This is a genomic window from Oceanobacillus sp. FSL W7-1309 (genome assembly GCF_038002145.1).
GTDB lineage: Bacteria > Bacillota > Bacilli > Bacillales > Amphibacillaceae > Oceanobacillus > Oceanobacillus profundus.
This window is the reverse complement of record NZ_JBBOBX010000001.1, coordinates 101322-124198: the sequence shown is the minus strand read 5'-3', so window position 1 is coordinate 124198 and position 22877 is coordinate 101322. Positions and strand designations below refer to the sequence as shown.

At 38.8% G+C, this 22877-nt stretch carries 20 protein-coding genes; 13 read left to right on the top strand and 7 right to left on the bottom strand.

Features of this window, described 5'->3' with window-relative positions:
- The first annotated feature begins 16 nt into the window (after window positions 1–16).
- The 5 genes from NST46_RS00575 (at window position 17) to NST46_RS00555 (ending at window position 5264) form a co-directional block, all read left to right on the top strand.
- Complete coding sequence (locus NST46_RS00575; RefSeq protein WP_251659243.1) at window positions 17–793, top strand: ATP-binding cassette domain-containing protein; 777 nt, start codon at window positions 17–19, stop codon at window positions 791–793.
- 88 nt (window positions 794–881) lie between these two features.
- The gene (locus NST46_RS00570; protein WP_341136578.1) at window positions 882–2006 is read left to right on the top strand and encodes an LLM class flavin-dependent oxidoreductase; all 1125 of its coding nucleotides are present in this window, start codon (window positions 882–884) and stop codon (window positions 2004–2006) included.
- 18 nt (window positions 2007–2024) lie between these two features.
- The gene (locus NST46_RS00565; protein ID WP_339316449.1) at window positions 2025–2984 is read left to right on the top strand and encodes an aliphatic sulfonate ABC transporter substrate-binding protein; all 960 of its coding nucleotides are present in this window, start codon (window positions 2025–2027) and stop codon (window positions 2982–2984) included.
- Between the two features lie 152 nt (window positions 2985–3136).
- Window positions 3137–3916: an ABC transporter permease subunit gene (locus NST46_RS00560; protein WP_303447595.1), complete on the top strand. Its 780-nt coding sequence runs from the start codon at window positions 3137–3139 to the stop codon at window positions 3914–3916.
- 1 nt (window position 3917) lies between these two features.
- A complete protein-coding gene (locus tag NST46_RS00555; protein ID WP_341136577.1) occupies window positions 3918–5264 on the top strand; it encodes an LLM class flavin-dependent oxidoreductase in 1347 nt (448 codons plus the stop codon).
- A 93-nt stretch (window positions 5265–5357) separates the two neighbouring features.
- Here NST46_RS00555 and NST46_RS00550 read toward each other — a convergent pair whose 3' ends face one another.
- From NST46_RS00550 to NST46_RS00535, 4 genes are all read right to left on the bottom strand, one after another.
- Entirely contained in the window at window positions 5358–6119 is a 762-nt protein-coding gene (locus NST46_RS00550; protein ID WP_118889888.1) for an ABC transporter permease, read from the bottom strand.
- Window positions 6116–6847, bottom strand: a complete 732-nt coding sequence (locus NST46_RS00545) for an ABC transporter ATP-binding protein (RefSeq protein ID WP_341136576.1) — start codon at window positions 6845–6847, stop codon at window positions 6116–6118. The genes NST46_RS00550 and NST46_RS00545 overlap by 4 nt, the downstream gene beginning before the upstream one ends.
- 198 nt (window positions 6848–7045) lie before the next feature.
- Window positions 7046–7912, bottom strand: a complete 867-nt coding sequence (locus NST46_RS00540; RefSeq protein WP_095310755.1) for a YitT family protein — start codon at window positions 7910–7912, stop codon at window positions 7046–7048.
- A gap of 147 nt (window positions 7913–8059) precedes the next feature.
- Window positions 8060–8521, bottom strand: coding sequence for a CoxG family protein (locus tag NST46_RS00535; RefSeq protein ID WP_339316454.1), 462 nt, complete (start codon window positions 8519–8521; stop codon window positions 8060–8062).
- Window positions 8522–8678: 157 nt separating this feature from the next.
- Between NST46_RS00535 and NST46_RS00530 the strand changes: the two genes are divergently transcribed.
- Window positions 8679–8879 carry an alpha/beta-type small acid-soluble spore protein gene (locus NST46_RS00530; RefSeq protein ID WP_095310751.1) on the top strand — a complete coding sequence of 67 codons (201 nt, stop codon included), beginning with the start codon at window positions 8679–8681 and terminating at the stop codon, window positions 8877–8879.
- A gap of 111 nt (window positions 8880–8990) precedes the next feature.
- Here NST46_RS00530 and NST46_RS00525 read toward each other — a convergent pair whose 3' ends face one another.
- Window positions 8991–10085: a branched-chain amino acid aminotransferase gene (locus tag NST46_RS00525; protein WP_095310749.1), complete on the bottom strand. Its 1095-nt coding sequence runs from the start codon at window positions 10083–10085 to the stop codon at window positions 8991–8993.
- A gap of 144 nt (window positions 10086–10229) precedes the next feature.
- Here NST46_RS00525 and NST46_RS00520 point away from each other — a divergent pair, with 144 nt between their 5' ends.
- Entirely contained in the window at window positions 10230–11009 is a 780-nt protein-coding gene (locus NST46_RS00520) for an HAD family hydrolase (RefSeq protein WP_341136575.1), read from the top strand.
- A 50-nt stretch (window positions 11010–11059) separates the two neighbouring features.
- Here NST46_RS00520 and serA read toward each other — a convergent pair whose 3' ends face one another.
- Window positions 11060–12646: a phosphoglycerate dehydrogenase gene (serA, locus tag NST46_RS00515; RefSeq protein ID WP_095310744.1), complete on the bottom strand. Its 1587-nt coding sequence runs from the start codon at window positions 12644–12646 to the stop codon at window positions 11060–11062.
- Window positions 12643–13803 (bottom strand): pyridoxal-phosphate-dependent aminotransferase family protein, encoded by a 1161-nt coding sequence (locus tag NST46_RS00510; RefSeq protein WP_340002119.1) that lies wholly within the window; start codon window positions 13801–13803, stop codon window positions 12643–12645. Before NST46_RS00510 ends, serA begins: the two co-directional genes overlap by 4 nt.
- 339 nt (window positions 13804–14142) lie before the next feature.
- On the opposite strand from NST46_RS00510, the gene ilvD reads away from it, so the two are divergent.
- The 6 genes from ilvD (at window position 14143) to leuB (ending at window position 22876) form a co-directional block, all read left to right on the top strand.
- Window positions 14143–15825: a dihydroxy-acid dehydratase gene (gene ilvD, locus NST46_RS00505; protein ID WP_251659233.1), complete on the top strand. Its 1683-nt coding sequence runs from the start codon at window positions 14143–14145 to the stop codon at window positions 15823–15825.
- Between the two features lie 781 nt (window positions 15826–16606).
- Window positions 16607–18328: a biosynthetic-type acetolactate synthase large subunit gene (gene ilvB / locus NST46_RS00500; protein ID WP_251659231.1), complete on the top strand. Its 1722-nt coding sequence runs from the start codon at window positions 16607–16609 to the stop codon at window positions 18326–18328.
- The gene (gene ilvN / locus NST46_RS00495) at window positions 18325–18843 is read left to right on the top strand and encodes an acetolactate synthase small subunit (protein ID WP_341136574.1); all 519 of its coding nucleotides are present in this window, start codon (window positions 18325–18327) and stop codon (window positions 18841–18843) included. The genes ilvB and ilvN overlap by 4 nt, the downstream gene beginning before the upstream one ends.
- A gap of 123 nt (window positions 18844–18966) precedes the next feature.
- On the top strand, window positions 18967–20001 hold the full coding sequence (gene ilvC / locus NST46_RS00490) for a ketol-acid reductoisomerase (protein WP_095310733.1): 1035 nt from the start codon (window positions 18967–18969) through the stop codon (window positions 19999–20001).
- On the top strand, window positions 19988–21532 hold the full coding sequence (locus tag NST46_RS00485) for a 2-isopropylmalate synthase (RefSeq protein ID WP_095310731.1): 1545 nt from the start codon (window positions 19988–19990) through the stop codon (window positions 21530–21532). The genes ilvC and NST46_RS00485 overlap by 14 nt, the downstream gene beginning before the upstream one ends.
- A gap of 237 nt (window positions 21533–21769) precedes the next feature.
- Window positions 21770–22876, top strand: coding sequence for a 3-isopropylmalate dehydrogenase (gene leuB / locus NST46_RS00480; protein WP_095310729.1), 1107 nt, complete (start codon window positions 21770–21772; stop codon window positions 22874–22876).
- The last annotated feature ends 1 nt before the right edge of the window (window position 22877 follow it).

Here is a 22877-nt window from a genome sequence, read left to right as displayed (position 1 = left end):
GGAGGCTCTCTCTAGAATGACAAATTTAGGTGTCGAATTGGAAATCAACCAACTCGAAAAATCCTTTGGACATTTAGAAGTATTGCGTGAAGTTGATCTACGTATCAATCCTGGTGAATTTATTGCAATTGTTGGAAAGAGTGGATGCGGAAAAAGTACCTTGCTTAGACATATTGCTGGCCTTGAGAAAGCAACCACCGGAGAGGTTAAGCAGGATGATATCCTATTAGATGGTTTAAATAAACAGGCACGAATTATGTTTCAAGATGCTCGGTTATTGCCTTGGTTAACAGTTCTGGAGAATGTTGGAGTTGGATTAGGTTTAAAGAAAGAATGGATGGAACAAGCGAAGTGGGCTTTACAACAAGTCGGCTTAGAAGAGAGGGCAAAAGAGTGGCCAGCCGTTTTATCAGGAGGACAAAAGCAACGGATTGCTTTAGCTAGAGCATTGGCATCAAAACCAAAATTGATGCTTCTTGATGAACCATTGGGAGCGCTTGATGCGTTGACTAGGTTAGAAATGCAGTTACTTATTGAGGAACTTTGGTTGAAACAGAAATTTACAACGATTCTGGTTACTCATGATATGAGTGAGGCAATTAAGCTTGCGGACCGTGTTATTTTAATTGAAAACGGTTCGGTGAAACTGGATTTGCGAATAGATCTCCCAAGACCAAGAACTCGATCAAATCCAAAATTTGCAAAGTTAGAAGAAGAACTTTTATCGAGTGTACTTGGAAAACAAAAGCTTGATATACAGGAACACAGGATGAGAAAAGTTGGAAATGAATAACTTTACTATGTGATTGATTGCAGTTTTATTCTTATATCAACGGCTTTGAAAAAAGAAGTTAAATATATAACATTGTGGAGGTTTTAACATGGTTGAATTTATTACAATGGCACCAACATCAGGCGATGGAGAGTTTGTTGGCGCATCCAGCAATAATGCTTCACGCAGAAAAGTGAACCCTTGGACAGGGACAGATGAAAGTTCGGAAAGACTGCCTACATTTGAATATATTAGGGATATTGCACAAGCAGCAGAAAAAGGAGGATTCTCAACATTGTTATTGCCAACAGGTGGAGGGTGCCTGGATTCCCTAGTTGTTGCAGCTAATTTGATCGGTCAGACAGATCGCTTAAAATTTCTTTTTGCGATTCGCCCGGGTTCGATTCAACCAACTATATTTGCTAAACAGTTTGCTACAGTAGATTATTGGTCAAGAGGAAGAGCGCTCGTTAATGTGGTAACAGGAGGTTCTCCAGTGGATTTAGCTGCTGATGGTGATTTTTTGGATCATGGAACAAGATACCGGAGAACTCGGGAGTATATTCAAGTATTGAAACGACTATTTACAGAAGAAACCGTTAATCATGAAGGTGAATTTTATAAACTTCAAGGATCAACATTATTTCCAAAGCCTGAAGCTATACCAAAAATATATTTTGGTGGCGCATCAGATGTTGGTAAGGACGTAGCAGCAGCGGAGTCTGATGTTTATATGTTATGGGGGGAAACACTGGAAAATACGAAAGAACGAATTAACGAAATGAAGAAACGGACAGCAGCTTACAATCGGGAATTGAGTTATAGTGTTTCTTTTCAAGTTGTATTAGGTCAGACAGAAGAAGAAGCTTATAAGAATGCTGATAGACTGCTCACAAAGGCTGAAATTGATTTGTTAAACGAGAAAAAGCAGGCAACAGCAAAAGGTGATTCCGTTGGTGTAAAAAGGCTGCACCAATTAATGGAAGAAGGGCGAGAAAATGATTTTAAGATTGGCCCTAATTTGTGGGCGGGACTGACCCAGGTATTGTCTGGAAATTCGATTGCACTCGTTGGAACGCCAGATCAGGTTGCAGCACGGATTGTTGCATTTGCTGATTTAGGATTCGATAAAGTATTGTTACGGGGTTTCCCGCATTTAGAAACAATACAAGAAATAGGTGAAAAGGTTATACCCAAGGTGCATGAGATTATTAGCATACGGCAAACAGTATAGGTGAGAGGAGTATATAAAATGGATTATTTTTCGAAAAGGAACATGTTCATTTTGTTCAGTATATTATTGCTATCCGTTCTATTTGCAGGGTGCAGTGCGATTGCAGGTTCCTCGGATGAAATCAAAATCGGTTATCAGAAAAATGGCACAACACTGACTCTAAAGAATGATGGGGAGCTTCAAAAAGAACTTGAAGATCTAGGTTATACAGTTACTTGGTCGGAGTTTAATACTGGTAGCTCAATTCTTGAAGCATTAAATTCTGGAAGTATTGACTTTGCAGGAGCCGGGGATATTCCGTCTATTTTTGCTTTAGATAAAGGAAGTGACTTTAAATATATTGCTAGTGAACCATCTGCCCCAACATCGGAGGGGATTTTAGTAAGCGAAAATTCCGATATACAGTCTCTTGAAGATTTAAAAGGGAAGAAGGTTGCTTATAATAACGCATCGATTGCTCAATATTTATTAACGAAATCGCTTCACGCTGTCGATTTATCGATTGATGATATTGAATCTGTCATTCTTAATCCACCAGATGCTAGTCTTGCTTTTGAAAAAGGAGAGGTAGATGCATGGGTTGTTTGGGATCCATATTTAGCTGATGCTGAATCTAGAGGGAATGTGGTTTTACAGACAGCAGAAGATATTGTTCCATACAGATCATTTTACTTTGCGACTTCTGAGATAACCGAGGAAGCTCCTGAGGTAGTCGAATTATTCATTGAACACTTATCACAAGTTGGCAAGAGTATTGATGCGGATCCTACTGAAGCAGCTGAGCTATTAGAAGAAGCGACCAAAATTCCTTCGGCCACATGGGGAACGGTCTTAGCAAGAAAACAATCCAATGTACAGTTTATAGACAATCAAGCAATAGAAGATTTACAAGTCGAAGCAAAAGATTTATTAGACATTGGGTTAATTAATAATGAAATAGACTTCACAGAGAACATTTGGTATCCAGAAAATAAATAATTAAAATCAGTTAATTAATGGCTAGCTTAGCAGATAGGAAAGTATAGACCTTCCTATCTGCATAAGTGAAATCTAGGTGTGTACCACCAAACATTCTATTCATAGTTCATAAGTTCACGGATGAATTATGTAAGTAAAAGGAAGTGAAAAAAGTGAAAGAAAAAACTAGTAGTTTTTATGACCGAATAGCCCCGTGGATAATTCCGGTAGCATTGTTATTGGGTTGGCAGTTATTTACAATGAACAGATCAATTTCAGGCAGCATATTGCCTCCCCCTTTGGAAGTTGTTCAAGCGGGTGCTCAAATGGCTGTGAATGGAGATCTGTGGACTCATATTTTTATTAGCTTTAACCGTGCATTAACCGGTTTTATAATCGGTGGTGGATTAGGGTTAATTTTTGGTTTATTAAATGGAATATATCCGATTGCGGAGAAACATTTAGACACTACCGTTCAAATGTTCCGTAATATCCCACATTTAGCTTTAATTCCACTTATTATATTATGGTTTGGGGTTGGTGAAGAGCCCAAAGTTATTTTGGTAGCTATTGGTGTCTTTTTTCCAATTTATATAAACACGTATCACGGCATTCGTTCGGTTGATAAGGGGCTAATTGAAATGGGGAATGTTTATCGATTATCAAGGCAGAAGCTTTTTTCAAAAATTGTACTGAGGGGAGCACTGCCATCTATTTTAGTTGGAATTCGATATGCACTGGGAACAATGTGGGTAACGTTAATCGTAGCAGAAACAGTAGCAGCTTCCTCTGGAATTGGTTACATGTCAAATAATGCCCGAGAATTTATGCAACTTGATATCGTTGTTCTAGCGATATTACTATACGCACTTTTAGGGAAGCTGGCAGATTCTCTTGCGAAGCTATTAGAGAGCAGACTCCTAAAGTGGAATCCAGTTTATCAAAAGAAATAGTATGAAAGGATTGAAAACAGTGGAGAAAAAACAGATAGCTTTAGGTGTTTTTCTTATGGGAACAGGTCATCATATGGCCTCATGGAGACACCCAGATGTTCCAGCCGATGGATTTGAGGATTTTAACTTTTATCGTGAAGTTGCTGAAATTGCTGAGAAAGGAAAGCTAGATATGATTTTTTTAAGTGATGGTCTTTCTTTTCATCGATTATCACACCCTGCAGAATTAGTAAGGCTAGATCCGCTTACACTTCTTCCTGCATTAGCTGCTGTTACAAAAAAAATTGGTCTTGCAGCTACAGCATCAACAACATACAATGAGCCATTTCATCTAGCTAGAAAATTTGCTTCACTAGATCATATAAGCAATGGAAGATCAGCATGGAATGTGGTGACGTCCTATTATGAGCACGAAGCAAGCAATTTTAGTAAGAAGGAACATTTAGCGCATGACCTACGCTATGAACGAGCAGGTGAATTTGTCGAAGTCGTGAAAGGTTTATGGGATAGTTGGGAAGACGGAGTACTTATTCGTGATAAAGAATCTGGTGTTTACTTTAATTCTGATAAGTTGCATTCATTGAATCATGAAGGAAAGCATTTTTCTGTAAAAGGACCATTAAATGCATCGCGTTCACCGCAAGGTCATCCAGTTATCGTTCAGGCGGGGTCTTCAGAAGCTGGCACAACGCTTGCGGCCCAGACAGCGGATGTTATTTTCACAGCACAGCAGACGCTTGAAGGGGCACAACAATTTTATAAAAAAGTAAAGAAAAAGGTAATTGCCTCTGGAAGAAAACCGGATGAAGTAAAAATTATGCCAGGTGTTTCCCCTTTTATAGGCAGGACAGAGGCTGAGGCTAAAGAGAAATATGAGCAATTACAAGACCTGATTGTTTCAGAGATTGGACTTGATTTCTTATCCGATTATCTTGGTGGTATGGATTTCTCAAATCTTTCACTTGATGATCAACTTCCGGATGAAATCCCGAAAACGAATGGAAACCAAAGCAGAAGAAAATTAATAATTGAACTGGCGAGGCGAGAAAACTTAACAATTAGGGAGCTTTATAAACGAATTGCTGGTGCAAGAGGACATTTCACGATATTCGGTACACCGGAACAGATTGCAGACCAATTAGAAGCTTGGATTGTAGCTGAAGGTGCGGATGGTTTTAATTTGATGCCTCAATATTTACCTGGTGGCTTAAGCGAATTTGTTGAACAAGTTATTCCAATACTTCAACAGCGCGGGCTATTTAGAAAGGAATATGATTACAGTACACTTCGGGGCCATTTAGGTTTGTTAATGCCGGAGTCTAAATATTCAGCATTAAAAACCAGATAATATGTAGAGGCATGTCTGCTGCATGCCTCTATAATTTCCGTTCATAATAACATTCAAACACGAGGTTAAATTATAAAGCTACTGCGAATCAGTTTAAGTATTCTTATCATTCTTCAACAATTGCATCCGATTGTTAAATAGACTTGGATAGGATAAGAATCCTAGCATGGCACTTGTAACGACAGCAGAAGTTAAAACTAGAAAAAGAATAAGTAATTGAAATTGTACAGCTTGTATAGGATCTGCACCCGCAATGATTTGTCCACTCATCATTCCAGGAAGCTGAACGAGCCCAATTGTTTTCTGGCTTTCAATTGTCGGTATTGTACTTGCTTGAATCGATGTAATAAGTTGTTTATGAATTGCTTGCTTTGGTGTTCCGCCAAGGGATAGAATTAGCTCTGCTTTATCTTGATGGGTATCAATTTCAGCTGTAAACCGATTAAGAAATAGAATCGAAAGCACCATCGAATTCCCGATCATCATACCACTAATGGGAATAATATATTGAGCCGTGGGTGGTATAATGTGGAACCCGAGTAAAATACTTTGAGTTAATACTTCGATGAAAACATATGTCGAAACGAGTTTCCATGTAATCCCTTTTATCGTAACACCTTTTTTCCTTGCATTATGTGTTGCAGCAAAAATCATCAACATAATCATGAGTATGATAAAGATCATACTTTCTGAGTCAAATACGAATTGCAGAACATAGCCAACTGCTAATAATTGTATCGTTGAGCGAATCACTGCGACAATGGTATCTTTTTCTAATCCTAGATTAAGCGTTTTTGATAATAAAATTGGTATCAAGACGAAAATAAGAGCTAAGGCTAATGTCAAATAGCTCATACATTAACCCCCTCTACAAATTGTTTTACTCTTTCATCTTGAGGGTTATCCAGAAGGCTAGTTTCTCCAGTTTCAACAACTTCTCCGTTCATCATCACCCATGTATAATCCCCAACTGATAAGGCCTGCTGTAAATTGTGGGTAATCCATATAATTGTTGTACGATATTTCTGGTTAATTTTCACAATCAATTCCTCAATATCTTGTTGTGAAACACGGTCAAGTGAAGAAGTAATCTCATCAAGCAATAAAACTTTTGGTCGATTTACAAGCGTCCTCGCTACTGAAACTTTTTGTCGCTGTCCACCAGATAAATCCTTGACATTTCGATATAAAAATTCTTCATCTAAGCGAACATCGCGCAGTAATTCCTTTGCTTTTTCCTCTTTTAACTGTTTACCTTGTAATGTTAAAGGTAGGGCTAAGTTTGAAAAAACCGTACCACTTATCATAGTTGCACTTTGTAATGCTAACCCGATATTGCGACGTAATGTGGTTGGTTCATAATCCGTAATCCGTTTATTTTTAATATAAATTTCACCGGATTTTGGTGATATAAGTCCATTACATAATCTAAATAATGTTGTTTTCCCAGCGCCTGAAGGTCCAACCAATGTTGTTATTTTCCCTTCAGGAAAGGAGCCGGTAATATCCTTTAAAATATGTACGTCTCCATCAAAATAATTCACATGGTCTAACTGAATTACTGTATTGTTGCTTGCTGTCATTGTGCTCCACCTTTTTTCATAATAGAGGCCGGTCTTAATTTTCTTTTAAACACGCTTAATAAATCGTTCCCTAATAACAAGGTTTATAATTGTGACAATACTTATTATCGTTTATTTTTAATAATGATGCTAAAATTATGCACAGAAAAGAGAAGTGAACTTAAAGAAGGCATGCTACAGTGCATGCCACAAGAAACCTTATAATTTTTGACCATAATAACGATCTAGAGAAAAACCGCGGCCTAAAATTTCAGATGCATTAATAAAAATAACAAAAGTTGAAGGAGCTTCTTTTTGCAACAGTTTTTTCAGCTGCACGGCCTCTTGTTGTTCAGTTACACAGAGAATCATTGTCTTATCAAGGTTAGAATAGCCGCCGACAGATCGAACTTTCGTTAAACCACGGTCGATTCCTTCATGAATAAGAGTTTGAATTTTTTCTTCTTCATCGGTAATGATTAAAATTAACTTTGTCGCTGTTGTTCGTAATTGAACAAAATCAATTGCTTTTCCACTAATGTAGATAGCTAATAGCGCAAATAAAGTGAGTTCTAAACTAAATACGATGATGGAGGCAATTACGACAAGCCCGTCCACAATAAATTGAGAATACCCGCTTGATATACCGGTGAACTTCTTTACGATTTGTGCGATTGCTGCCGTTCCACCTGTTGATCCATTTCCTTTATAAACAATACCTAGTCCAATACCGAGTAAGATTCCACCGTAAAGAGCTCCTAGCAGTGGATTCGTAATTTCAATCGGAATATCCGCTGAAAGATAAATAATCAAAGGAACCCAAAATGTACCTAGCAGTGTTTTGAAGCTGAAGTCTTTACCTAACGCAAACCAGCCAATAAAGAAGATTGGTATGTTAATCACGAGTTGAACAAGTGCTGGACTTAGTGCGTATATTTCAAATAGGATGGTGCTAATTCCTGATATACCACCTGCCGCAAGCTTTGCTGGCAGAAAAAATGTGTTATAAGAAAGTCCGACAAGTGTGGCGCCAAGGATAATATAGATATATTCCATCATTGATTTATTCTGTTTTAATTTTTTCATTCGCTTATTTCCTTTCCGTTTTCAACCTAACCTTATTTACTTTATCATTTGCGAGCATTAGAGTAAATAGCATATAACTAAGCGTTGGTCAAAAGGAAAGGGTATATAAAAACACGGATTCAAGTTGAACCCGTGTAAGCTATCTTATTATACAGTTGCTGTCATTTTTTCCGTTTCAGCGATTTTTGCCGCAACTTTCTCTGTGAATTCTTTGCCGATTTTTGGTATGACTGTTTTTAATACGGGATTGATCATCGCTCCCATCATGCCTTTAACCGTAATATTTAAGCTTCCGGTTATTTGTGTTTTTGCTTGGGATAAGGGAGTTGCTTTAAAATATCCGTCACCTACCCAGCTTTCGCTTGAACCACTTAATTCAAATATAATGTGTGATGGTTCTGTCCATTCAGTAATCCGGACTTTCACACGTACATCTTTTTGAACTACTCCAATATCACCGTGTAATTTCCATGTTGATTGACGCTCATTAATAATTTCATGTTCCGTATATCCTGGAACAAGGGGCGCCCAGTTATTCATGTCACTAACAAAATTCCAAATCCTTTTACTTGGCATATCTAATTCGACATGATGGATGCTTTGTGCCATGCGTACTGACCTCCTTTGCCTATGTAATGAATACATGCAAATTTAATATATGATGCAAATGCCATTTTTAGACTAAGTAGTATAGAAATAACCTTAACTATTCATAATAAAATGGAGCAGTTTAATTCTGTTCAACTACACCGAGGAGTGATCGATGATGGCTCGTAACAACAGAAATCAATTGTTAGTGCCTGGTGCGGAAAATGCAGTGGACAACATGAAGGAAGAAATTGCAAATGAGTTCAAAGTAGAACTTGGAGCTGATACAACTGCACGTGAAAACGGTTCGGTGGGTGGCGAGATGGTCAAACGAATGATCAAAATCGCTGAGGAAAGTATGGTTAATAAACGTAATTAGTTGGTAGTAATTGAGGATACCCGGTTATATAGTTGGGTATCCTTTTTTAGCATAGGTATAGGATAGTTTTTTTCAAAAAGAAACCGGCAGAATGCCGATTTCTTTTTGAAATTATTGTTTTACAGCGCTTTTTGCTTCAACTTTCTCAATCCAGTTAAACGGATCCTCTAATTTTCCATATTGGATGCCAGTTATTGTGTCATAAACCTTTTGGGAAACTTCCCCAGTTTTTCCTCCGTTAATTACCATATCCTTACCTTCCCATGACAATTGCGCGATAGGGGAGATAACAGCGGCAGTTCCGGAACCAAATGCTTCTTCTAATAAACCTTCTTGATGCGCCTGATATAGTTCATCCATAGAAATTCGACGTTCTGATACTGGTATATTCCAATGTTTAAGAAGTTCAATTACAGAATCTCTAGTTATGCCAGCAAGAATACTTCCATTAAGCTTTGGTGTTACAACTTCTCCATTGATTTTGAAGAATACGTTCATGCTACCAACTTCCTCAATATACTTTTGTTCGACACCATCTAACCAAAGTACCTGGGCGAACCCGCCTTTAGCAACATCCTCCTGTGCTTTTAAGCTAGCAGCATAGTTTCCACCGGTTTTTGCTTCACCAGTACCGCCTTTAACCGCACGAACGTACTTGTTTTCAACAGCAATCTTAACAGGGTTAATCCCTTCTTTGTAGTAAGCGCCAACTGGGGATAGAATAACGATAAATTTATAATTGCGTGATGGTGCAACACCAAGATAGGGCTCTGTTGAAATAATAAATGGTCGAATATAAAGCGATGTTCCATCAGCGTCAGGAACCCAGTCTTTATCCATTGCTACAAGCTGTTTAATTGCCTTTAATCCGAATTCCTCATCAATAGGCGGAATGCAAAGTCGGTCACTTGAACGATTTAATCGTTCCAAATTCTTTTCTGGTCTAAACAATTGTACATCTCCGTCTTCCGTGCGAAATGCTTTTAATCCCTCGAAAACGGATTGCCCGTAATGGAATATCATGGAAGAAGGATCGATCATTAGAGGTTGATATGGTACAATGCTCGCATTATGCCACCCTAATGGATCAGAATAATCCATCACAAACATATGATCTGTAAAAGCTCTGCCGAAAATAAGCTGATCAGAATTGGGCTTCTCTTTTTTTGTTTCACTTAGTTGTAAGCGAATTGTTTTGTCTTCCATATCAATTATCTCCTTGTTCTAAAAGTTTCTATATATCATAATAGATATTTAGAATTTGTGCAAGACTTAATTTTTAATTAATTTTGTTAAGTTAGTTTTATTTCGATATGTTAAAATGAAAAAAAGGTTTAAAGGAGATGAAAAATGATTAAAGCAGTAATTTTTGACTTAGATGATACATTGCTTTGGGATGAAAAAAGTGTTAAACACGCTTTTGAAAGGACTTGTGAGCTGGCAGTTAAGAAATATGGTCTCAACCCAGATGAGCTGGAAGCTGCTGTTAGAGAGCATGCTAGAAAGCTTTATGCTTCGTACGATACATATGAATTTACACAAATGATCGGAATTAATCCATTTGAGGGACTTTGGGCGAATTTCTTGGATGAAGGGGAGGACTTTGCTAAATTGAAGGAAATTGCTCCCCTGTATCGTAGGGAAGCATGGACAGCAGGGCTAAAAGCGCTAGGTGTTGATGATCCTGAATTTGGCTTGGAGCTAGCAGAAGCTTTCCCGCGGGAGCGAAAGAAAACAGCACTTTTATTTGATGATACGATTCAAGTACTGGATAAATTGAAAGGGCACTATCAACTGCTCATGTTAACGAATGGATCTCCAGAGTTACAAAATACAAAACTGACACTAACACCGGAATTAGTTGCCTATTTTGATCAAATCGTGATCTCTGGTGACTTTGGAAAAGGAAAACCGGATCCAACGATTTTTGAGCATACTTTAAAATTGCTTTCGCTCGATAAAGGTGAAGTAGTCATGGTCGGTGACAACCTGAATACTGATATACTTGGAGCAAAAAGGGCTGGGATAACATCTGTATGGTTAAATCGACATGACAGAAAACCAGAAGATGTTAAACCAACGTATGAAATCACAAGCTTATTAGAGCTTTTGCCAATTCTTGAAGATTAGGTAATACACAAAAGCACACCGTTCAAAAATAGAGGTGTGCTTTTAATCTGCTATAAATCAATCGATGTTACTTCTTTAATCTCCTCAAGACTCTTTAATTCTTCCATTGCTTCTGTTTCTAAATGTTTATCGATCGTCAGTACCATGATTGCATTCCCGCCGATATCTGAACGGTCTACTTGCATCGTAGCAATATTTATTTGATGCTTTGCAATGGTGCTTCCCATTCGACCAATAACACCAGGCTGGTCAACATGCTGGATAACAACAAGGTGACCTTCTGGAGTAACGTCAATACTATATTCGTCGACTTTCACAATCCGCGGTCCAAATCCATTCAGCAAAGTACCGGCAACTTTACGTGTTCCTGATTTGCTCTTTACTTCTACTGTGATTAAATTCGTAAATCCTTTTGTTGAAGAGGTTTTATTTTCATTAACGATAATTCCTTTTTTATTTGCAAGATATAATGCATTGACGTCATTTACGTGATCACCTAAGTGACGTTTTAAAATCCCTTTAATTGTGTTGCGTGTTAATGGCGCTACTTCCATATCGGATAGGTCACCAGAATAGGAGATATTAATTTCTTCTGCTACATCCTTCGTCAAATCAATTAAGAAAACTCCTAATTTCTCAGCTAAATGGAAATAAGGTTCAATTTTATGCATCAGCTCACTTGGAACAGAGGGAAGGTTGACTGGATTTTTCACGACATCTCCATTCAAAAAGCTGAGTACGTCGTGACTAACATCAACAGCTACAATTTCCTGTGCTTCAATGGTGCTTGCACCTAAATGTGGTGTCGCTACTACTTCTGGCAGTTCTAATAATTTATGATCGATAAAAGGCTCTTCTTCAAAGACATCTAATGCGGCCCCAGCCACTTTTTTTGAAATAATTGCATCATATAATGCATCTTCATCAATAATTCCACCGCGTGCACAATTTATAATGTGAACCCCTGGCTTCATGCGTTCAAAGGCTTCAGCGTTAATAAGATGTCTTGTCTCTTTCATCAATGGCGTATGAACTGTAATAAAGTCAGCTTGCTCAATAACCTCTTCTAGTGTCCCATAACCAATACCCATTTTATCTGCTTTTTCTTTTGTTAAAAATGGGTCATAGGCAATGACGTTCATACGCTGACCTTTTGCACGGAAAGCAACTTCTGCACCAATTCTACCTAGACCAACTACACCAAGTGTCTTATTTTTTAGTTCTACACCGACATATTTTTTACGGTCCCACTTTTTATGTTTTAATGCATGGTACGCTTGTGGAATATTTCTTGATAGTGACATAAGCATCGCAATTGTATGCTCTGCTGCTGAATTGGTATTTCCATTTGGCGCATTGACAACGATAATACCATTCTCAGTAGCAGCATCGAGGTCAATATTGTCAACTCCAACACCAGCACGACCAATGATTTTTAACTTTTTAGCTTTATTAATTAATTCACGCGTTACCTGTGTTTGACTTCGAACGAGCAAAGCATCAAATTCGCCGATTCGATCTTCCAGTTCTTCTTTACTTAAATGTGTTTCGATGACAAGATTCATATTCGGCGCTTCACGTAGTGGTCCGATACCATCCTCACTTAGCGGATCACTGATTAAAATGTTAAACATTATGCTAGTACCCCCTGTTGTAAATAAACTTCCTGAGCGGCGCGTATGCCTTGTCCCAACTCAATCTGCTTGCCGATTTTTCTTAAGCTGATTTCTACGATACCGATAATTTGCAGCACATCTGCAGGAGAACAATAGCCCATATGGCCAATTCGGAAAATTTTACCCTGTAGATGCTGCTGCCCGCCAGCAACTGATAAATTAAATTCTTGCTTCATTACTTTTCTTAAATCCTCTGCAGCAAAATCATTCGGTCTAATTGCAGTAACCGTCGGTGAAGCTGCATCATCCGCTGTCAGCAAAGGAATTCCCATTGCTTTAAATGCTGAACGTGTCATTTTTTTCATTAATTCATGTCTTGTATAGACATTTTGCAGACCTTCCTCTTCTACAAGATTCAACACTTGATCTAATCCAAACAATAAGGATAGTGCAGGTGTGAATGGCGTAGAATCATCGGCAAGACTCTTGCGATATTTTCGCAAATCGAGGTAGAAACGGGCTTGTTTGTTTTGCTCAATGATTTTCCATGCTTCTTCACTCACTGTAATAAAAGTTAATCCTGCTGGAAGCATCATTGCTTTTTGTGAGCCTGTAACGAGTACATCAATTCCCCATGCATCTACTTCTGTATCGACTCCGCCAACACAAGAGACACCATCAACAATCACAAGTGCATTCGAATTTTCGTGAACAACTGTACACAATTCTTGAATCGGATTTAATATACCTGTGGAAGTTTCACAATAAGTAGCAAAAACGGCTTTTATATTCGGATGATCCTTTAAGTATGTTTTTATGTATGCTGGATCAAATGCTGCACCCCACTCTACATCGTAGCGCTGTACGGCAACATCATATGCCTGACAAATTTTCACAAAACGATCACCGAAAGCTCCAGTAACAATAACGAGTACCTCATCACCAGGTTTAACTGTATTAACAACAGCAGTTTCAAGTCCTGCTGTACCACTTCCAGAAACAATTAATACGTCTTGTTCTGTTCCGAAAATCGGTTTTAATCTTGGTTTGATTCGCTGGATTAAATCTTTTGTTTCTTTTCCACGATGTCCAATCATCGTTTGGTTCATAGCCCGCTGCACACTTGGTGGAATTGGGCTTGGTCCGGGTATTCTTAATAAATGCTGATCTGCTAGCATGTTGCACTGCTCCTTTTTTTGAGTTTATATGATTCATTTACTCTTGTACGGATGTCATTTTTTGAGAAACGAATTCATTCATATAGCAACCCATATTAGTTATTCAATATAACAAGTATACAACTGTTGTCAACAAATTTTGCGAAGTAATATTTTTCAGTAAAAATAACTGAAATAAATGTAATCGCTTTATGTATGTATGTGGTTGGATCCGTAATTAATTTAACATTGTCCATTTTAATATTTTGATGCTATGAACATTCTGTTTATTTTTACAATTTGATTGAAGTATAGATTGATTAATCATATAATAGTGCGAAAGAAAGGTGGTATCCTCAAATGAGTAAGGATTTGCGAATCAAAAGTAATGCTTTTGACGGAACTATGCGAGCCCCAAATCGTGCAATGCTGCGGGCTGTTGGTGTTTCAGATGAAGATTTTAAAAAACCAATGGTAGGTGTAGCAAGTACTTGGGCGGAAGTAACACCGTGTAATATCCATATTGATGAACTGGCTGTTCGTGCTAAAAAAGGAGTGCGAGAAGCTGGTGGTGTTCCATTGATTTTTAATACGATAACAGTATCTGATGGAATTTCGATGGGGACACAAGGAATGCGATATTCATTACCAAGTCGTGACATAATTGCTGATTCGATTGAAACGGTTGTCGGAGCAGAAAACTTAGATGGACTTGTGGCAATTGGTGCTTGTGATAAAAATATCCCAGGATGCATGATTGCAATCGCGAATTCGAATGTCCCATCCGTTTTTGTTTATGGGGGAACTATCGCACCTGGAACACATCGAGGAAAAGACATTGACATCGTTTCCGTGTTTGAAGGCGTTGGTAAGCATAACAATGGTGATATTGATGATAACGAATTAAAAGCGATTGAATGCAGTGCATGCCCTGGTGCTGGTGCATGTGGAGGAATGTATACTGCTAATACAATGGCTTCGGCCGTAGAAGCAATGGGAATGAGTCTCCCAGGAAGCTCTTCCAATCCAGCAGAATCTAAAGAGAAAGAGGAAGATGTAAAAGCTGCTGGACAAGCTGTTTATTCCATGCTGGAAAACGATATTTATCCTAAAGATATTATGACAAGAGAAGCATTTGAAAATGCGATTACAGTTGTGATGGCACTTGGAGGATCGACCAATGCAATTCTTCACTTGCTTGCAATTGCTCATGCAGCAGAAGTAGATTTAACAATTGATGACTTTAATCGAATGCAGGAAAAAGTACCGCATCTTGCAGATTTGAAACCTAGTGGACGTTTTGTGATGCAAGACTTGCATCGAGCAGGCGGGGTGCAAGCAGTTATGAAGCTGCTTCTTGAAAATGGCTATCTACATGGAGATTGTTTAACGGTGACAGGAAAAACAATCGCTGAAAACCTTGCGGACGCACCATCACTTGCAGATGGTCAGGAAATCATAATGCCTTTTGATAGTCCAAAACGTAAAGATGGACCATTAATTGTTTTAAAAGGGAACTTATCGCCAACAGGAGCTGTTGCTAAAGTATCCGGGGTGAAAGTCACACGTCATACAGGACCGGCACGTGTATTCGATACCGAAAAAGAAGCGACTGCAGCCGTTATGGCGAATGAAATCAAGGATGGGGATGTTCTTGTAATTCGTTATGTGGGGCCTAAAGGCGGACCTGGTATGCCTGAAATGCTCTCCATTTCTAGTATTCTTGTTGGTAAAGGAATGGGTGAATCGGTTGCGCTATTAACCGATGGGCGATTTTCTGGTGGTACACATGGTCTTGTAGTTGGTCATATTTCACCAGAAGCACAAGCAGGTGGTCCAATTGCACTCTTACAAGAAGGTGACATGGTAACTATTGATTCGGGTGAAAAATTAATTTCTGTCGATCTTTCTGAAGCTGATCTGGAGAAACGTCGTAAAGACTGGATAGCCCCACCGTTATACAGTAAAGGGATACTAGGCAAGTACGCACATAATGTTTCCTGTTCATCCAAAGGTGCTGTTACAGATTATTTGAATAGATAACATTCATTGCGAGCGTCTGTTTGAAGACGCTCGTTTTTTAGTAGGTAGAAAACAGATGAAAATACTTTTATCTGCATTAGTGAAAGAAAATTATTTTCCTAAAGGATATGAAAATCCCAAATCTGCTAAGAAAAATTTACAAATCTAAGAGAGTATGAGGCTTCAATGTTGTAAACGCATACAAAAAGACGAACTAAATAAAATTATCTAAAAACTTCTGAAAAACTCTTGACTCTTCCCGGAAAACATTATATGATTGACCGCAATATCAAGAATTCAATTAACAAACCTATTTTTCTGAATAACGAATTATAGTTGTTACTATGAATTTTCAAAATCTTATAACTGTTGGTTTAAAACTAAATACAATAACTCGATGACGAGAAAAAAAGAACATGCCACGTGTATTCACAGAGAGCTGGGGTTGCTGGAAGCCCAGAAATACATATTGTTCTGACATCTTCTCTGAGTGCCGTTTTGAACGGAGCGTAAGAACGATGCTTTTATTAGATTCGGTCAGGTGCAGTTTTTGTGTACCTGTTATCCAAGTAGGCTGATTATCAGCCTGCCGAGGTAGTATTCGTGAGGATGCTATGAACATGGGTGGTACCGTGAAAAGAAGACTCTTTTCTCCCCAATAATTCTGATGTTATGCAGATTATAGGGGAGAGAAGGGTCTTTTTTTACTGGAAGGAAAACCCACAATTTCCTTACTGCATAAGTGCAACATACTGAATGCCAAGTTTTCTAAAATTAATATGAACCTAAGGAGGTAGCAGTAGTGAAAGTTGAGGCTAGTCACGAAGTGGAAATGAAGGGGAATTTGATAACAGGTGCTGATTTATTAATTAAAACATTAGTGGACGCCAAAGTGGACACCATATTCGGTTATCCGGGTGGCGCGGTATTACCGATCTACGATGCGTTGTATCGTAACGAGACACCATTTGAGCATGTCCTATCACGTCATGAGCAAGGCTCCATTCATGCAGCAGAAGGATATGCTCGTGTGACAGGTAAGCCTGGAGTAGTTCTAGCAACATCAGGTCCTGGTGCAACAAACTTAATTACTGGGATTACGGATGCCATGATGGATTCTATACCACTTGTTATCTTCACTGGTCAGGTAGCTAAAAATGTTATCGGGACCGATGCCTTTCAAGAAGCAGATGTAATGGGGATAACAACACCGATTACCAAGTACAATTATCAGGTAAGTGACGTTGCGGATTTGCCGAGAATTGTTAAAGAGGCATTTCATATAGCGACAACAGGTAGACCTGGCCCAGTCGTAATTGATATACCGAAGAATATTTCAGCGAACATCACGATAAATGATTTTGAAGATGACTTTTATCTACCAGGTTATCAACCGACAATTAACCCGAATCCATTACAGATTGTTAAACTTGCAGAAGCCCTAAGTCGTGCAAAGCGTCCACTGCTGCTAGCAGGAGCAGGTACATTGTTTGCAAATGCTTCAGAGGAACTGAAGCATTTTGCTGAAAAATATAAGCTTCCTGTCACGACCACGTTGCTTGGTCTAGGGACTTTTCCGGGTACGAATGAGCTTTCGCTAGGTATGGCAGGGATGCACGGAACATATGCAGCAAACATGGCAATTTATGAATGCGATTTGTTAATCAATATTGGTGCAAGGTTTGATGATCGATTAACTGGGAAGATTGCTGACTTTGCACCAAACGCTAAAGTTGCACATATCGATATCGATCCGGCAGAGATCGGAAAAAATATCAAAACGGATATTCCGGTTGTAGCTGATGCGAAGAAAACCTTGATTGCATTATTAGATAGTAAAATTGATATGCAAAATAATATCCAATGGCTTAAGGAGCTATCCAAAAATAAGCAGGATTATCCACTGTGGTACGAACGCACAGATTCACCAATATCACCACAATGGCTGATTGAGCAAATTTATAACATATCAAGTGGGAAAGCGATTGTTACTACTGATGTAGGTCAGCACCAAATGTGGGCAGCACAGTTCTATAAATTTGATAAGCCAAATAATTGGGTAACTTCAGGTGGGCTTGGTACGATGGGCTTTGGTTTTCCAGCAGCAGTTGGTGCACAGTTAGGAAGACCAGATGATTTAGTTATTTCGATCGTTGGTGACGGTGGATTCCAAATGACGTTACAGGAATTATCCGTAATCAAGGAACGAAATCTCCCGGTGAAAGTAATTATCGTTAATAACGAGGCATTAGGTATGGTTCGACAATGGCAGGAAAGCTTTTATGAAGAACGTTATTCAGAATCACTGTTTTCAGAAAACCCGGACTTCGTAAAATTGGCAGAAAGCTATGGTGTCCGCGGTGTGAAAGTTGACAAGGAAGCAGATGTAATCCAAACATTACAAGACATCTTTGCTTATGATGGTCCTGTGGTTGCTGATTTCCGAGTTGTACGAAAAACCTGTGTCTATCCGATGATCGCACCAGGAAAAGGAATTCATGAGATGGTTGGGGTGACAAAATGAAACGAATTATAACAGCTACGGTTCAAGACCGTGGCGGGGTTCTGAATCGGATTACGGGTATGTTACACAAACGTCAATTCAACATTGAAAGTATATCTGTCGGAGCATCGGAGGTAGAGGGTGTCTCTAAGATGACATTTGTAGTAGAAGTCAGTGATGATCAGAAATTAGAACAGCTGACAAAGCAATTAAACAAACAAATTGATGTGTTAAAAGTATCCGACATAACGGATAGAGCAATGGTCGCGAGAGAATTAGCACTCATTAAGGTTGTTAGTACTGGGCAGACACGTGCTGAAATACAGTGGATTATCACTCCGTTTAGAGCATCTGTCATTGATGTAAGCAAGGACAGCTTAATCATACAAGTTACAGGGCGTCCTGATAAAGTGGATGCACTTATCGCATTACTCAGACCATATGGCATAAAGGAATTAACGAAAACTGGTGTTACAGCATTTTTAAGAGGACAGCAGCCAGAACAGGTAACAGAACTAAATTCGTTGTCCATCTAAATTGAATGCAAAATATAATTAACTGATTTTTGTAACGATTCAGGCTTGAAACAAATAAATTGCGAGTTAAGTATTTATACTTTACTAATAAAAAAACTACTAATTAATGAGAGGAAGATATTAATGGCTAAAGTACTTTATGAAAAAGACATCCAAAAAGAGGTATTACAAGGAAAGAAAATTGCGGTAGTAGGATATGGTTCACAAGGGCATGCGCATGCATTGAATCTCCGTGAAAGTGGTTATGATGTTGTTATTGGTTTAAGACCAGGAAAATCTCAAGCTAAAGCAGAGGAAGATGGTTTTAATGTATATTCAGTAGCTGAAGCTGTTGAACAATCGGACGTTGTCATGATTCTTCTTCCAGATGAAATGCAGCAAAAGGTTTATGAAGAAAGCATTAAACCAAATCTTAAGGCTGGAAATGCGCTTGTTTTTGCACACGGGTTCAATATTCACTTTTCACAAATTGTACCTCCATCTGATGTAGATGTATTTCTAGTAGCTCCAAAAGGACCTGGTCACCTTGTAAGAAGAACGTATGAAGAAGGTGCAGGAGTACCAGCTCTATATGGTGTGTATCAAGATGTAACAGGTAATGCAAAAGAGCTTGCATTAGCATATGCACAAGGAATTGGAGCAGCAAGAGCAGGAGTTTTGGAAACTTCTTTCCAAGAGGAAACAGAAACAGATTTGTTCGGTGAGCAAGCAGTACTATGTGGCGGGGTTACAAGCTTAATCAAATCTGGCTTCGAAACATTAGTGGAAGCTGGATACCAGCCAGAAGTTGCTTACTTCGAATGTATGCATGAAATGAAATTAATCGTTGATCTTCTATATGAAGGTGGACTAGAAAACATGCGTTATTCCATCTCAGACACAGCACAATGGGGTGACTTCGTATCTGGACCACGTGTTGTAAATGAAGATACAAAGGCACGTATGAAAGATGTTCTAACAGATATTCAAGATGGTAAATTTGCAAAAGGTTGGATTCTTGAGAACCAGGCAGGTCGTCCACAATTTAATGCAATCAATAACCAAGAAAATAAACATCAAATTGAGACTGTTGGAAGGGAGCTCCGTGACTTAATGCCTTTTGTTAAACAATCCGTTAAATCAAAACAGAAGGATGTGAAGGAACATGTCACTAATTAAGATTTTTGACACGACTCTAAGAGATGGCGAACAATCACCAGGGGTTAACTTGAATAAGCAAGAAAAGCTGGAAATTGCAAGACAGCTTGAACGTTTTGGAGTTGATCGGATGGAAGCAGGATTTCCAGCTTCCTCCAAAGGTGACTTTGAGGCAGTAAAAGCGATCGCCGATACGATTAAAAATACATCCGTTATTGCACTTGCAAGAGCTGTTAAATCCGATATTGACATTGCTTGGGATGCATTAAAGGGGGCGGAGAAGCCTGCGATTCATGTATTTCTTGCAACATCACCAATTCATATGACTTATAAATTGAAGAAGACTCCCGAAGAAGTAATGGAGACAGCAGTCAGTATGGTCACCTACGCAAAAGAAAGGTTTTCTGAGGTCGAATGGTCTGCTGAAGATGCTACACGTTCGGACTGGAACTTTCTAGCCCAAATAATTGAAAAGGTTATTGATGCTGGTGCAACGGTCATAAATTTACCGGATACGGTTGGCTATACGACACCAAAAGAATATGGTGAACTATTCCGATTTATCCGTGAAACCGTCCCGAACATTGATCAAGTTGCATTATCCTGTCATTGTCATAATGATCTTGGATTGGCAGTAGCAAACTCCATTGCAGCTGTTGAAAATGGGGCCACTCAGGTCGAAGGAACAATTAATGGTATTGGAGAGCGTGCTGGAAATGTATCCTTAGAGGAACTTGCAGTTGCATTCAAAATTCGTTCGGATTTTTATTCCTTTGAAACAGGCTTGAAATTAAATGAGATAAAGCGTACGAGTGACCTTGTTTCCAAACTTACTGGTATGTACGTTCAAGCAAATAAAGCAATTGTAGGAAGAAATGCATTTGCCCATGAATCTGGAATTCATCAAGATGGCGTGCTGAAAAATGCTGAAACCTATGAAATTATTACACCAGAAATGGTTGGCGTTAGCTCAAACAATCTGTTTTTAGGTAAACACTCTGGTCGCCATGCGTTTAAAGATCGTGTAAAAGAATTTGGAATCGAATTTACAGAGGATGAATTGAAGCAAGCCTTTGATCAATTCAAAAAGCTTACGGATCATAAAAAAGAAGTTACAGATGATGATTTATATACAATTGCAATGGAAGTCAAGACAGATTCTTCAGCAGTGAGTAAGTATCAATTAGAAAACTTCCAAGTACAGTATGGAACAGAGAATGTTCCAACAGCTACTGTCATTTTAAAAACACCAGCAGGAGATGTTGTAGAGAATTCTTGCTCTGCTCCAGGTAGTGTTGAAGCTTTGTATCAAACCATTGATAGTTTAGTGGAAGAAGATGTAAAGCTAGTAGACTACCAATTGAACTCAGTTGGTGGAGGGAAGGATGCTTTAGCAGAATCACATGTTCAACTAATTGTAAATGGTGAAACCGTAAATGGAAGAGGTTCAGCACAAGATGTGCTTCAAGCATCTGCATCAGCATTTTTGAATGCAGTAAATCGTTATATTATCAAAGTAAAAACAATAGAAAAGAAAGAACTTGTGAAATAACCAAGAGCGCAAGCGCCCGTTTAGCGACGTACTGACTGGACTGAGCCGCAGGAGATAAAGGAAACACGGCGACCGTAGGGAGTCGATGTTGACTTATTGTACGGAGGTGAGGGAAGTCTCGCTAGTCGCTGGGCGCTGAAGCTGGACGTAATAACCAGAAGCGCAAGCGCCCGGAGCTAGTTATAAAATCGGGCGTGAGCTTTCTTAAAAATACTTTGAAAAAGGAGGACCCCGAGTATGGAAAAGCAAATCATATTACTTCCTGGTGATGGTATTGGGAAAGAAATTATGGATTCTGCTAAGGCTGTGTTACTAGCAATTGCAGCTGAGTATAACCATCATTTTACTTTCGAGGAACATGCAATTGGTGGAAGTGCGATTGATACGCACAATAACCCGTTACCGGAGGATACAATACAGGCTTGTAAGAGCGCAGATGCGGTTTTGCTTGGTGCTGTTGGAGGTCCAAAATGGGATTCTAATCCGGCTCATTTAAGGCCAGAAAAAGGTTTATTAGGTATCCGTAAAGCCCTTGGATTATTCGCAAATATTCGTCCTGTAAAAGGATTTTCCCCTCTGTTGCATGCTTCTCCATTAAAGGAAGAAATCATAAAAGACAGTGATATTTTGATCATACGTGAATTAACCGGTGGGTTATATTTTGGTGAACCGAGTGAAAGAAGAGAGAATGGTAATGCTGTCGTCGATACACTCTATTATAAGCGGGCAGAGATGGAACGAATTATTGATAAAGGTTTCCAAAGTGCAAGGATTAGGAATAAGCACTTAACCTCTGTAGATAAAGCAAATGTTTTAGAATCCAGTCGTATGTGGCGAGAAATTGTTGAGGAAAAAAAGCAGGAATATCCAGATGTTACGGTTGAGCACGTATTAGTAGATGCAGCCGCAATGAAATTGATTACACAACCAAATCGATTTGATGTTCTTGTAACGGAAAATCTATTTGGAGATATTTTAAGTGATGAAGCATCCGTATTAACTGGATCACTTGGCATGTTACCGTCTGCTAGTCTCAGGACAGATGGTGTTGGAATGTATGAGCCAGTTCACGGATCTGCACCTGATATTGCAGGTAAGGGGATTGCGAATCCATTTGGGATGATTTTATCTGCTGCATTGATGCTGCGTTTCTCTTTTGGATTGGAGGAGGAAGCTTCTGAAATTGAAAGAGCAGTAAATGAATGTCTTGAGCAAGGCTACCATACGGCTGATTTGCAGATACAAAACGGAAAACAGGTTGGAACTAAGAAAATAACAGAAATCGTACTAGAGAATTTAACTACGAAGAGTATTTCAGATTCAATTTGCAATATGTACGTGTAAA